Origin of the sequence: Lysinibacillus sp. NPDC097162, assembly GCF_044762185.1 — a bacterium.
Taxonomy (GTDB): Bacteria; Bacillota; Bacilli; order Bacillales_A; family Planococcaceae; genus Lysinibacillus.
In genome coordinates, this window is the sequence record NZ_JBIWDT010000001.1 from 1,206,425 (window position 1) to 1,219,838 (window position 13,414).

The window sequence follows — 13,414 nt, forward strand, 5'->3', positions numbered from 1 at the left end:
ATTTATACAATAGAAAAGAACAGCTTTCGTAAATGTCGGTAAGCTTATTTAATACAAAGTTAGGCTTGCTAAACTAATATATAGTAGGTGATTATATACGAAAATATTAGTAGATGAGTTTATTAATCATTGCTTGATAGCAGAAGAAACGCAGATGACTGGAGATTATAAAAGAGGAAATAAATCCAATAGGGCATTGCTAGTTATTTTGGATCAACTAAAGCAATCATCCGAACTTGCTACAGCAGTGTTAGATGAGTTGTTTCTACATGAAAATACTTTTGTTTTATATGTTTGCAGTATTTATGCAATTATAGTGGACTATCGCAGAGCGGATGCTTTAAAAATGCTTGAAAAGATTGCAGGAATGGGACAGAATATGACCAGTTTTCATGCAAACATAGTTCTTGAACAATATGAATCCGGCGAACTTTTTAAACTGTATGGCGTAAGTAAATAAGTTACCATTAAGGAAATGGCTAAGCGATGATAGTTGTTGGTTTTTTCTAAATTAACTTAAAAGTGGTGATATAGATGGATAGTCAAATGAGTTTACTAATGGAGGTTCATGAATTAATTGAAGAATACTCTAAATTGGGTGATAGCCTAAGTCATCCAGAAAACGCGATAATAAGCGTAGAAGATGAGCTTAAATTAACTACTGAGGAAATCAAAGCGTTAAAAGCAAATGAATTTGATTTTCATAGTATATGTGGCATTGAAAAGATTGTTCGCGATCGGATGCTTTCAACCTTTTTTCACTTTTTCTGTATTATAGATGGTGTTGGTGATCCTAAATTTAGATATGATGATACGGTGTGGTTAGGGCTAAAACTAGAACGGAGAGGTCTAGATGAGGAGCGAGAGTATGAGGAATTTCTACACGATATGCTATATGAAGCATATTGGAAATGGCGAGAAATGAAATCTTAAGATTGTAGATTTGATTTATGGAAAGATTTTAAATATCCATTAACATAATCAATAAAAGTACTCTAAATAAAGATACAGCTGTTTGAGTACTTTTATTGCATTAACAAGGGTTAGACCCTTTGTATTGCTTAGTGGGGAAAGAAATTAAGCATTCATAGTATGGATAAAAGTTTTAAACTTTATCGTTTAAGAGGGAGAGTAGTTGTTGTTTCTTTTCTTATTTAATTATGATTCACTTTAATATCTAACAATAGAAAAGAGCTCATGTATTTTAATTTTGTGAGCTCTTTTCTTGTTTTGCTTAAATACTATGTTCTTTCTTTTTTCTTGTACTAGTCAAAAAGAAAGCTGGAATGAATGCAATAACTAAACTGATAACCGTAAATACAAAGGCGTGATGATAACCTGTCAATAACACTTCTGTTGTGGCAGGCTGGTTATTAATCGAATGTTGAATCACGGTCGCTAAAATTGCTGTTCCAATAGCACCTCCAATATTTTGAAGCATTCTCGTTGCTGTTGTTGCTTCAGAAATCAGTTCTTTCGGTACATTACGGTAGGAATCAGACATTACGGAAATTGTTAGCCCACCTTGTGCAATACCTCTTACAAATAACATGCAAATAATTAAAGTACTACTTGTATGTTCAGAAAAAAACACAAATGGCAATGTGCTTGCAATACCGATAGCTGCTGAAATTTGTACAACAATTCGTGCACCAAACTGATCTGTTAATTTCCCTACTAAACTTCTTGAAACGAGTAGTCCGATACCTTGACTAATTAAGAATATCCCTGACCAAGTAACACTTAATCCTAAAATATTTTGTAAAAACAGTGGTAGTAAAAACATAACGCCATTTACTGTTAACCCTGACATTATTAATAAAACTGTAGACGCAGAGAAACTTTTAATCTTGAAAAGCTTTAAACTTACAAGTGCTCTTTCTGGTTTTAAAGCCGCATACACAATATACGTTATTAACAAGCCAACACCTATTAGTAACGCCACAAAAGCTTTAGTTGAAAACCCAGTGCTGAACGCGTGTATTTCTGAAATACCTAAAATAAAACTTGTAAAACTTCCACTTAATAAAAGAATACTTATAACATCAAGTTTCTTCCCACTCCCACTAGGTTTGAAAGTTGGAAGCATAAATATAATTAATAATGCTGATAAAATAACGATTGGAACATTAATATAGAAAATCCAATGCCAATTTAAAGAATGAATGATAAATCCTCCGAATGTTGGTCCTAAAATTGGTGCCAACACTGCTGGAATCCCAATAACAGACATTAATTTGCCTAGATTTTCTCCTCCTGCTAATCGAACAACTAATGTCGATAACAATGGAACAATAATACCACTTCCTAAACCTTGAACAACTCGCCCAGCTATTAGTAAATCAACTGACGAAGAAACTGAAGCAATAATAGAACCTATTAAAAAAATTAATAGCCCAAATAAATATAATTTTTTTCCTTCAAAGTAATCAATAGCCCATCCTGCAATAGGAACTGCAATCCCTAAAGCTAATACGTAGGAAGTGCTTACCCATTGAATCGAATCCACAGTCGCATTTAAATCTTTCATCATAACATCGACTGCAATATTCGTCATAGTGGTATCTAACATTGGCGCAAGAGCACCTAATACCAAAACAAAAGCTATTCCAATAAGTGACTTTTCTTTTTTCAATGTAACTCCCCCTAGAAATAAGATACTACAGTATCTAAAATAGAATACTGTAGTATCTTATGCGAACGTGGTATAATTGTCAACAAATAAGAAAAGATGAGGGATTGAAATGACTAAAGCACGTCGGAGAGGATTGGAATTAGAGCAAGCTATTTTAGATAGTACTTGGAAATTACTAAAAGAAGTGGGATACGAGCAATTAACAATGGATCGTATTGCTGAAAATGCCCAAACAACAAAAAATGTATTGTATCGAAGATGGGACGGAAAAGCAGAAATTGTAGTTGCTACAATCCAGCGACATACACCTAAATTCCATTTTACAGTTCCTAATACTGGTCAATTAAATGATGATTTATTAACTTTTTTCATTCTTATAATTAAAAAACTCGAGGAAATTGGATTGGACGTTATTAGAGGGCTCCTACTGGATAAATTACCAAAAATATCGCTTATGGATTTCTTAAATAAAATCAATTCTGAAAATAAATTGTTTTCTGTTCTTGAAGAAATATTTAATAATGCAGATGAACGTGGGGAAATTAATAAGAGCAAACTTACAAAAAATATGAAAAATTTCGCTGTTATACTTATTGTGAATGCTGTGTTGTCAGGAGATTTTAATGAAGAAGTGGCTACTCAGATGATTAATAATATTTTTATGCCTGTATATAGACATACCTTAGTTATGTAAGTGAAACAAAAAACTTTTGGGTAGTATTAGGGCAAATAGACAATGGCATCATATTGTTAAACAATAACAAACTACCAACTATGGCTTTAGTGCAACAATTTTTTACAATACTCTTTTGGTATGAAAATAAGGGATAAGCTACAGGGTGGAAGTACTCTAAGCAGGGATATCCCTGTTTAGAGTGCTTTTTGATTATGAAAATACGCAAAGTATAGCTAATGACTCTAATTGTCCTATGTTTCGTGATTGCAATTACATATTCATTTTAGTGCGGGCTTTATTTCTTCTTCCAACATCCGTTCAATTTGAATCTACAAGTTACTGTAATCCTCTTGCAGGATGCTGTAAATTTCCAAATCAATAATTCCTTTGCCAGACCAGAAAGAGGCTTGTCTTAATAATCCTTCTTTTATAAAACCACTTTTTAAAAGCACTTTTTTTGAAGCATCATTCATTGGCATAACCTCTGCTTGAATTCTATTGATGTCGGCTTCGTCAAATAGAAATTTAATGATTGATTGCACTGACTCAGTAGCGATGCCCTTATTCCAATAGTCCTCAGCTAAATAGTAACCAATTGTTACCATGTTCACTTTTTGATTAAAATCCATCGCTTCTATTATGCCGACTAATGTGTCTGGTTGATCTTTTAAAAAAATACCCCATTTCACTCGGCTTCTTTTCGTGAAATCACGTTCAAAATGACCGATCATTTTTTGGACTGTCTGGATATTGTGCTTCGGAATGATGCCACAAAACTCAAATACTTTTTCATTATCGTAGATGGCAAATAACATGTTTAAGTGGCTTTCTTCAATTTTTTTAAATTGTAGGTTGTTGGAACTTAATAGTGGGAAGTTTTCAAAGATTTTTTCTACATTCATCGTATTCTCTCCTTAGTGATTTTAATAATTTAGGAAAGCTATTTAAATAAGTGCTTATTAATATTTTCTAGTTTATACATTATATTGTAAAACGGTGCTGGAGTATATTCTTTTTAATAAAAACAATAAAAAAAGCTGCAACGTATGAAATACGCTACAGCTCAGAATTGGTTGTGGCCCTTTGATGGCGCTACTCGAAGTAGTATACCACAAAATAAAAAATTATAGTTGTGTTTATGTATTATAAATCTTTTGAAATCAATAGAAGAGAGTGCCAGTCACTATTTATCTTAATAGGATGCTTTGTATTAGCACTCTGTATATCATTAAAATCATTTAAATATAGTACTTAATAAGTTAATTTGCCCCCTTGATGCTAATAGTCGAGGGGGCTTTCATTTCCATAAGGTTGGTAAATTCTGTGAGTTTACATCAACAATAGTATAAAAAATTAAATCTCTATATCAATTATTATCATACTGGATTAGGACAAGGAATAGATTGTTATAGTTCGAATATTTGAAGATGGAGTAGATATGGAGAAACGTATTTTAGAATGGGATTTTCTCGGAATTCATGAAAGAAAGTTCGGAGTTTGTAGTCGAAAAATACAAGGGAAATTGAAATTTGGTAGCTAAAAGACTATTCAATAGACATTTTCCTTCTATTGAAATAGTCAACTCTACGATGAATAACACATAAGTTATAAAAGTCTATTCGAGTTTTGCGAGACTCTATCGTTAGTAAAATAGCAGCAATCGTTTTTCGTCATGAGTATGATAGTCTAATAAAATTACACTGGAAGGAGAACTAAATGAAATGACACAATATCATCAGCAGTCGTCCGCAGAAGTCATGAATAAATTGAGCGTGACCAATAAAGGATTGAGTGATTCTGACGTTCAAAAAAGGCAGGAAGTGTATGGTTTTAATGTATTAGAGGAAGGTAAAAAAATAAGTACGCTTGCCGTTTTTTTCGGTCAGTTTAAGGATTTATTAGTAATTATTTTGATGATAGCGGCTTTTATTTCATTTCTATTAGGTGAAGTAGAAAGCACAATTGTCATTTTGATTGTCATAATTTTAAATGCAATTCTCGGTACTGTGCAGCATGTAAAGGCGGAAAAGTCTTTAGGTAATTTGAAAGCTTTGTCTTCTCCAATTGCGAAAGTGATGCGAAACAATCAGATTATCGAAATTCCGTCTAAAGATATAGTTGTAGGAGATCTTCTGTATTTGGAGGCTGGCGATTATATAAATGCTGATGGAAGATTAGTAGAAAGCCATAATCTTCATATAAATGAAAGCTCACTTACTGGTGAATCTTTAGCCGTTGCGAAATTTGCTGATCCCATTAAGGAAGATGTAACGATTGCTGATAAGAAAAATATGGTTTTCACTGGTAGCTTTGTTACAAATGGTCGAGGTATTGTGATTGTCACATCTATCGGAATGGAAACGGAAATTGGTAAAATAGCAAATTTGCTAGATACTGCGAAAGAAAAGAAGACTCCGCTACAAGTTAGCCTAGATCAATTTGGAGAGAAATTAGCCTTAGGAATCACGATGATCTGTGTAGTTATTTTCACAATTGATCTTGTTCGAGGCCGTGAGTTGGTGGAATCGTTTATGTTTGCCGTTTCATTGGCTGTTGCCGCTATACCAGAGGCGTTAAGTTCGATTGTGACAATTGTGTTGGCTTTTGGGACACAAAAAATGGCAAAAGAAAATGCTATTATACGAAAGCTCTTTGCTGTTGAAAGTTTGGGAAGTGTCTCTGTTATATGTTCAGATAAAACAGGAACCTTAACTGAAAACAAAATGGTCGTGCAACATGTATTTGTTGATCAAAAAGTTATTTCACACGATCAGCTACAAATGAAAAACACAATCGAAAAAGATCTGATTTGGAAGGCACTATTATGTAATGATGCGTTGGAAAGAGATCATAAAGAAATTGGTGATCCTACTGAAATTGCGCTTGTGAAATTAGGGAAGCAATACGACTTTGATGAATTAATCGTCAGAGAAAATTGTCCAAGGGTAGCAGAGCTTCCTTTTGATTCAGATAGAAAACTTATGAGCACGGTGAATCGTATTAATCAGCAAAATATTATGATTACGAAGGGAGCATTAGATGTTCTCCTTTCAAAAATTACAAAAATTAATACTTCTAATGGTTTATTAACTATTACTCATGAACATAAGAAAAAAATCGAAGAAGTTAACCGAGACTTTTCGATGAATGGTTTAAGAGTTTTGGCTATTACGTACAAGGAGGTATATGAACCTCGAGCAATCTCCGTTGTAGACGAAAGAGACTTAATCTTTGTCGGATTAATCGCAATGATGGACCCTCCTAGAAAAGAATCAAAGGCAGCAGTTGAAAGTTGTATCAAAGCAGGGATTAAACCTGTAATGATCACAGGTGACCATAAAATAACAGCCACTGCGATTGCAAAACAAATTGGTATTTTACAGGATCCAAGTGAAGCGATTGAAGGAGCTGAAATTGAAAAATTAACTGATCGGGAACTGCAAGAAAAAGTGCAAGATTTCTCAGTTTATGCCCGCGTAACACCAGAGCAAAAAATTCGTATTGTGAGAGCCTGGCAAGAAAAAGGGAACGTCGTTGCTATGACGGGGGATGGAGTCAATGATGGGCCAGCCTTAAAGCAAGCCGATATCGGTGTAGCGATGGGAATAAGCGGTACTGAGGTGGCAAAAGATGCATCTTCTATGATCTTAACCGATGATAATTTTTCCACGATTGTCAAAGCAATATCAAATGGAAGAAGTATTTATACAAATATTAAAAATGCCATTTTATTTTTGCTATCAGGGAATGCAGGAGCTATCTTTGTCGTTTTATATGCGACTATTTTAGGTTTACCAGTTCCATTTGCTCCGGTCCACCTATTATTTATTAACTTGCTGACCGATAGTTTGCCGGCAATTGCCATCGGGCTGGAACCAAATAATAAAAACACTATGAAGGACAAGCCAAGAAATATTCACACACCATTACTAAATAGAATATTTACGACCCAAGTGGTACTTGAAGGTTTATTAATTGCTATTTCTACGGCTGTTGCTTTCGAAATAGGATTGTCAACAGGAGATACTTTAACAGCAAGTACAATGGCGTTTACAACTTTATGTTTATCAAGACTAATACATGGCTTTAACTCTAGATCCAAACAGTCGATCTTTGCCATCGGTGTATTTTCGAATAAATATACTTGGTTAGCATTTTTAATCGGCTTTGTTGCTCTACATGTAGTATTATTTGTGCCATCTTTCACGGATATATTTGAAGTTGCCACATTAACTGGCGCACAATTAGGTTTTATTTATAGCTTATCGTTCTTACCGTTTTTAGTTAATCAATGGTACAAACTATTGTTTGTGAGAAGTAAATAATGCACTTAATAAAAGTGCCAGGCACATGACATCAAGTTACTTTTATGCTCGCTAATCAAATAGCGGGCCTTTTTTTGTTGAAAAAACGTACGTAGCATCCGATTGCAAACAAATAGGATACTGCACATTAGTACTTGCCCAGTAACGTCTCTAGAATCATTAGATGCTATGTATACAAATGTAGGAGTAACTTCAAAAGGCTAGGCCATTTGATCAAATAGATTCGTTCCGTGTAGTGTGTTTTATCAGAAGAAAAACTGAAAGGGATAAGTGATGTGCAAATACGACTAGGTGCTATTGCATTTAATTGAATCTGTTTTTGCAACGTTTTTTAAAATTCCAATCATTTGGATAATTATTATTAATAACGAATTACTCCTTATATTCATACACTATGTATGCTTGATTTTTTATGTGAAAAACATTGAATTCTCAAGGGGGAAAGAGGGAGATTATAGTATGATGCTTGAGTCATTTTATGTACTTTTAAATAAAGGTCGTAAAAGGCTTTTTAATCACCCTTTATTTTGAAAAAGAAGTTCAAAATAGTGTCGCCTTAGGCATTTTAATCCTGCTATAAGAGTAGCTTTATTGTAAATAAAAGGGGGCTCTTTAGTGAAAAAAGTGCTATTGTTCGGGGATATTGGCATTGATGATACAGCTGCGTTAATCTACGCTAGACTACACCGTGAAATAGAAATTGTTGGATTAGTTGCAGATTACGGAAATGTATCGAGAGAAGTTGCAGTGGCCAATATTTTATATTTGATGAAGTTGTTTAATTTTCCTAAGGGAATCCCTGTTATTTTAGGGGCAGAAGTACCTTTAACTGGCGAACAGCCAACATACTTTCCTGAAATTCATGGAGAGCATGGACTTGGACCAATCATACTAAATGAAGACTACGATTTAAAAACGGAAAATTTTTTGGAAATCGTAAATATCATTAAAAAATATAAGGATGAGCTGATCATCGTAAATATTGGTCGGCTCACTTCACTTGCCACGATGTTTATTTTCTACAAAGAGTTAATGAAAAACGTAAAGGAATTTTATATTATGGGTGGGGCTTTTGGGGTTCCAGGAAATATCACTACTGTTGCTGAGGCGAATTTTCACGGAGATCCTTTTGCGGTAAATATTGTACTCACATACGCTACGAATGTGACAATTATTCCTTTAAATGCAACACAAAAAGCCATTGTTACGCCCGGCATGGTCGACTATATCGATCATTTTGGGAAGGCGAAAATCTTCAAACCATTAATGGAGTACTGTACGCGTTTTTATCAAGAAAGGGACCCCACACTTTTAGGGAGTCCTCTCCACGATGCACTAACCCTTATGGCTATCATTAACCCTGACATGTTCACGTATGAGTCCTATCCTGTTACAGTCGTCGATAAACTAGATGGTCCTGAACGGGGGCAAAGTATTGCGGAAACCCGACCATACGAAAACATAAAGAATGGGCAAAAAACACATCGTATTGCATTTGATATAAATTATGAAAAGTTCTTTCATGATTTTTTGTCCGTTATGACTGGCCATCAAGCTAATAGTGAATTAAAATAATTTTGCTTTAACTACTGAACGAAAACAATGCAATTTATTCAAAAACACCGTTTCTTACGATAACAAAGTCGACCTTCACATTCACTTTGATGTCTTTATACATCTCATGCCATTTTTCTTTTGTCAGATTCGAATTCCGCACAGTGCTTCTATATTTCTCTCCAAAACCAAAGACATCTGACTGGGCTTCCTGACTTTGTGCAATAACTCTAGATACTTCCTTTGATAATTTTTTACTAATCGCCTTTTCAAGTTCTGCTACCTGCTTAGGATTGCCTAGATTTATATCTTTGTGTATTTCTAATACTCTTGCCTTCATTTTGATGTTTAGATCAAACTCGGTTTTAGAAGCATCGACTAATTTAATGTCTCTTTTAGATTGAATGGCATCAAATGCTACAGGGATTTCTTCAGCTTTTTTCAATAATGTTGGGGGCACATCATCTTCTTGTATGGTAGTTTCAAAAATCCCTACCTTAAATGTATCTCTGACAACCTTGATGTAAAAGCTATCTTTCGCCGAGAGTTTGCTGACCATTTTACCGTCTTTAAATAGGGCTATTCCGCTTAATTCAACAAGTTCTTTATCTCTTTTTAAAATAGGCATAGCGATATCTTTACCGGTCGTATAATAATCGTGCGCAATCTCATGAAGTGTTGGGGATATCATATACTCTTGTTTAATGTTTTGTTCTAAAAGCTTATATATGTGCTGACCAATATCATCAATATTTTTATATTCGTATTTAAGTAATGGTGCTGTTTCTCCTTCTACGACAGCCATATACAAACTATTGCTTACACTTGCATTTTCCAGATTTGTATTAATGTAATAATGAAGATCATCTTTCGCTACTTCTTCGCCAAACAATATTACCCTCATTTGACCGACCATAATCTTTTTAGCTAGCTTTCGATTAGATTTCATCCGACTTCCTTTACTAGTTGTGTCCTCTGTTGTAAGGACCTCTACCTTACTCTGAAATTCGGGATTCACTTCACGAATAACAGCAGTCGTAGCTATTTTTTCTTCCGTTCCTACATCGTAGCCAACTAAAGTCGTTAAGCCCACTTGATCTAAAATATTGGTCTCGGCACATCCATATAAAAAAATAAATAATAAAAGAAGAATAATAATATGCCTAAGCTTTTTCATTTTTATGCTCCTTCTTTTCTATGAACTTTTTTTTAAGTATGGCGATGAAAAATAAGAAAATCGGATAAACAAAGATGATATAAAAAGCTACTTTTCCGAAATACGTATTAATTGTATTGATTTGAGTGCGCGTTTGAACGAGCAATGTGGCAATGAAAACAAGAATAGAGAAAATCCACACGAATTTCGTTCCACTTATATTGACTAATCGTTGAGTTCCTCGATAAGCAGCCCATAAATAGAGACAAAGATTTGGTAAAATGATCAACATCCAAAAACAAACTGCCACAAATTCAAATCGCTCCATAAAAGGAAAGCTTATAAAGCTAAATAATGTCAATGTTGCCCATATTGTTTTTAGAAGTTTTCCTTCACTGTAGTAAGTAATGGAAACTAACATAACAGCTAGATATAGGATAGTTGTAGCCAACAAACTCATATGTGCATACTTGCTGACGTTTTTTTTGTCCTTTATGAAAGGGTAAATAATATTAAGAATTTCAAATCCAATAATTGTAAAAGTCATCGATTGTGCACCTTTTAATAGTGAACTAAAGTTTGTTTCTAAAATAGGGAGTAGACTATCTACTGTTGAAAACTTCATTGGGAATAATAGCATAGGAAAAATCCATAAAGAGAGTACAATACTAAAAAAAGAAACACCGACAATTACTCGAAGTCCACCAGTGAAGGCGTATATTATGATTATTAGTATAGTAGCTGATAGAAACCATGTACCTATACTAGGGAACATCCATGCTTGAATCACTTCAATATAATTCCGTAAAACTGAAAAGGATGCTACAAAACAATAAGCAATATATATGACATTTAAAAAATTGCCTATCCACTTGCCAAAGATATCTTGCTGTATCCCATATAAATCATTAGAACCGTATATTTCCAATGTTTTTATCATACAAAAAGTGACGATATGTGTGGCAATGCCCGCCAATAGAACTGAAATCCATGCATCATGTCCTGCATCTTTGTACACAATACGTTGAAATCCCTGTATACCGACTCCTACTTGAGCACTGTGGATGACAAAAAATAGCAAATAAGCATTTATCATGTCTTTAGGGCTAAGTTGTAGCGGATTTTTCATTCATTTCACCTTCATTTCAACTTTCTTCCGGTTTTACAGGTTCAGGCTCGTATTTATCCTGATTAGATGGCCTTGTCAGGGCAGGTCTTTTTGCCGTGAATGGCATAGGCATTCTAATAACACTATCTCGCATTTCTCTCACTCTAGGTGGATAAAGTGGAGACATATACGGTGCACCTAAACTAGATTGACGTAAAAGGTGAATTAAGATAAAGCAAAAGGCCAGCATTATACCATAAAAACCCCAAAATCCTGCAAGTATAATTATTGGGAAGCGAATAAGCCGAATAGCATTACCCATCATATAACTTGGTGAAGTGAAAGACGCCAAGGCGCTTAATGCAATAATAATTAGTAATATATTACTTGTAATACCTGCCTGTACGGCTGCCGTTCCAATTACGATACCACCAACAATACCGATTGTTTGTCCGATTTTTGTTGGTAATCTTGCCCCAGCTTCTCTCAGTAATTCAATAATAAATTCAAGGAGTAGTGCTTCAAATATTGGTGGAAAAGGTACTAAAGCTCTGGACTCACTTAATGGAACTAAGAAAGCTTGAGGAATGACCTCATAATGAAAAGTTAATGCTGCAACGTAGATCGGTGTTAAATAAACAGATATAAAGAATGCAGTAAGGCGCAATAGCCGAACAAAGGTAGCAATTTGCCATCTTAAGTTTTGATCTTCCTGACTCTGAAAAAACTCAGTAAAAGATTGAGGGCAAACGATGGCCATTGAACTACCATCTACGATAATGCCCAGTTTGCCATCTAATAGACAATTGCAAAATCTGTCGGGCCTTTCAGTCAACAACATTTGAGGAAAGACGGACATTGAGTTATCGTCAATCATTTCAGCTAGAACCGCACTATCGAGTAACGCATCTATATTAAGAGCTTTAATTCTTTGATGTAACGTATTCACCATTTGCTCGGAGGCAATACCATTTATATAGATAAGCGTGATGGAAGTATTTGTACGTTGTCCAATTTTTATTTTTTCAATACATAGATCAGGGTTAACTATGTAGCGACGAACTAAGGAAATATTCGTAGCAAGGCTCTCATTAAATCCAACCTGTGTTCCAATCACTTGTGATTCATTTTCAGGTGCCGACAATGACCGTGATTCTCGGCTTGCAATATTTGCTACTATTAGTTGTGCGAACGCATCTACATGGATAACAACAGACCCATTTACCATTGCTTCTATTGCTTCTTCTAGAAGACTGGTTACATTGACTTCAGGTATCGATAGGTTATCCTTTATGTTTTCTGGTGTTTCATTTGGTTTGTTTTGTAAATTAGCTATAATACCATTGTTTAATGTTTGGTTATCGACTAAATTATCAATATAAATAAGGCTAAGATTGGGCGGAAGAGATTTTATAATTAAATCAGATGGATTATTCGTAGCATCTTTTATTGACTGAATAAAACAATCTGTTGATTGGGCAATTCTCTCGGAATTTTCTTTAGGTATATGCACTTCTACAGGAGTTTTCTTTTTCCAGAAAGGTAGTTTAAATTTCATATTGAATTGTATGCTCCTCACATTTCTTGCTTAGTTTTTAGAATAGACTTTAATAGGATGTTCTATACTTATTTCAATAATTTTCAATCATTCCTATTATTAAGTAGGGAGCACATAACAAACCTCAGAAATACACGATTTTAGATGCTTCTTAGTCATTTTACAGCCGTCTACTGGACAGGGATAAGCCAGGGACTCATTTGAGTAACTGGTCTTTTTTTGTTTCCAAAAATTGAACCTTGCCAAGATACAAACATTTGTTCTAATATGTATACAAACAAGTGTTCTTACATAAGATAGGTAAAGGGAAAAATTATTGTGCCAATAATAATTAGGTACACTGAAGCGAACAAAAATGGTGTTGACTATTGGATACAAAATTTTTTGAATGACTGGCACTGA

General features: G+C 34.4%; 10 protein-coding genes. 5 read left to right on the forward strand and 5 right to left on the reverse strand.

Annotation, left to right across the window (positions count from 1 at the left end):
• Positions 1-154 precede the first annotated feature (154 nt).
• Together ACIQXW_RS05920 and ACIQXW_RS05925 are read left to right on the forward strand one after the other, a co-directional pair.
• Positions 155-460, forward strand: a complete 306-nt coding sequence (locus tag ACIQXW_RS05920; protein ID WP_401016399.1) for a hypothetical protein — start codon at positions 155-157, stop codon at positions 458-460.
• 74 nt (positions 461-534) lie between these two features.
• On the forward strand, positions 535-933 hold the full coding sequence (locus ACIQXW_RS05925; protein WP_401016402.1) for a hypothetical protein: 399 nt from the start codon (positions 535-537) through the stop codon (positions 931-933).
• A 301-nt stretch (positions 934-1,234) separates the two neighbouring features.
• Here ACIQXW_RS05925 and ACIQXW_RS05930 read toward each other — a convergent pair whose 3' ends face one another.
• Positions 1,235-2,635, reverse strand: coding sequence for an MDR family MFS transporter (locus ACIQXW_RS05930; RefSeq protein ID WP_401016405.1), 1,401 nt, complete (start codon positions 2,633-2,635; stop codon positions 1,235-1,237).
• 109 nt (positions 2,636-2,744) lie between these two features.
• Here ACIQXW_RS05930 and ACIQXW_RS05935 point away from each other — a divergent pair, with 109 nt between their 5' ends.
• On the forward strand, positions 2,745-3,329 hold the full coding sequence (locus ACIQXW_RS05935) for a TetR/AcrR family transcriptional regulator (RefSeq protein ID WP_401016408.1): 585 nt from the start codon (positions 2,745-2,747) through the stop codon (positions 3,327-3,329).
• Between the two features lie 311 nt (positions 3,330-3,640).
• On the opposite strand, the gene ACIQXW_RS05940 is transcribed toward ACIQXW_RS05935, so the two are convergent.
• On the reverse strand, positions 3,641-4,213 hold the full coding sequence (locus tag ACIQXW_RS05940; protein WP_402760420.1) for a GNAT family N-acetyltransferase: 573 nt from the start codon (positions 4,211-4,213) through the stop codon (positions 3,641-3,643).
• Between the two features lie 819 nt (positions 4,214-5,032).
• Between ACIQXW_RS05940 and ACIQXW_RS05945 the strand changes: the two genes are divergently transcribed.
• Positions 5,033-7,636: a cation-translocating P-type ATPase gene (locus ACIQXW_RS05945; protein ID WP_401016414.1), complete on the forward strand. Its 2,604-nt coding sequence runs from the start codon at positions 5,033-5,035 to the stop codon at positions 7,634-7,636.
• A gap of 624 nt (positions 7,637-8,260) precedes the next feature.
• Positions 8,261-9,211, forward strand: a complete 951-nt coding sequence (locus ACIQXW_RS05950) for a nucleoside hydrolase (protein WP_402762451.1) — start codon at positions 8,261-8,263, stop codon at positions 9,209-9,211.
• Positions 9,212-9,245: 34 nt separating this feature from the next.
• Here ACIQXW_RS05950 and ACIQXW_RS05955 read toward each other — a convergent pair whose 3' ends face one another.
• Genes ACIQXW_RS05955 through ACIQXW_RS05965 form a run of 3 tightly spaced genes read right to left on the reverse strand, consistent with a single transcriptional unit; the run spans position 9,246 to position 13,012 of the window.
• Complete coding sequence (locus tag ACIQXW_RS05955) at positions 9,246-10,367, reverse strand: Ger(x)C family spore germination protein (RefSeq protein WP_401016419.1); 1,122 nt, start codon at positions 10,365-10,367, stop codon at positions 9,246-9,248.
• Positions 10,354-11,475 (reverse strand): GerAB/ArcD/ProY family transporter, encoded by a 1,122-nt coding sequence (locus ACIQXW_RS05960; protein WP_402760422.1) that lies wholly within the window; start codon positions 11,473-11,475, stop codon positions 10,354-10,356. The genes ACIQXW_RS05955 and ACIQXW_RS05960 overlap by 14 nt, the downstream gene beginning before the upstream one ends.
• Positions 11,476-11,491: 16 nt before the next feature.
• Positions 11,492-13,012 carry a spore germination protein gene (locus ACIQXW_RS05965; protein ID WP_402760424.1) on the reverse strand — a complete coding sequence of 507 codons (1,521 nt, stop codon included), beginning with the start codon at positions 13,010-13,012 and terminating at the stop codon, positions 11,492-11,494.
• Positions 13,013-13,414 lie beyond the last annotated feature (402 nt).

Coding starts and splice junctions, on each gene's coding strand:
- ACIQXW_RS05920 (WP_401016399.1), top strand. CDS start 155: ATGACTGGAGATTATAAAAGAGGAAATAAATCCAATAGGGCATTGCTA.
- ACIQXW_RS05925 (WP_401016402.1), top strand. CDS start 535: ATGGATAGTCAAATGAGTTTACTAATGGAGGTTCATGAATTAATTGAA.
- ACIQXW_RS05935 (WP_401016408.1), top strand. CDS start 2,745: ATGACTAAAGCACGTCGGAGAGGATTGGAATTAGAGCAAGCTATTTTA.
- ACIQXW_RS05940 (WP_402760420.1), bottom strand. CDS start 4,213: ATGAATGTAGAAAAAATCTTTGAAAACTTCCCACTATTAAGTTCCAAC.
- ACIQXW_RS05945 (WP_401016414.1), top strand. CDS start 5,033: ATGACACAATATCATCAGCAGTCGTCCGCAGAAGTCATGAATAAATTG.
- ACIQXW_RS05955 (WP_401016419.1), bottom strand. CDS start 10,367: ATGAAAAAGCTTAGGCATATTATTATTCTTCTTTTATTATTTATTTTT.
- ACIQXW_RS05960 (WP_402760422.1), bottom strand. CDS start 11,475: ATGAAAAATCCGCTACAACTTAGCCCTAAAGACATGATAAATGCTTAT.
- ACIQXW_RS05965 (WP_402760424.1), bottom strand. CDS start 13,012: ATGAAATTTAAACTACCTTTCTGGAAAAAGAAAACTCCTGTAGAAGTG.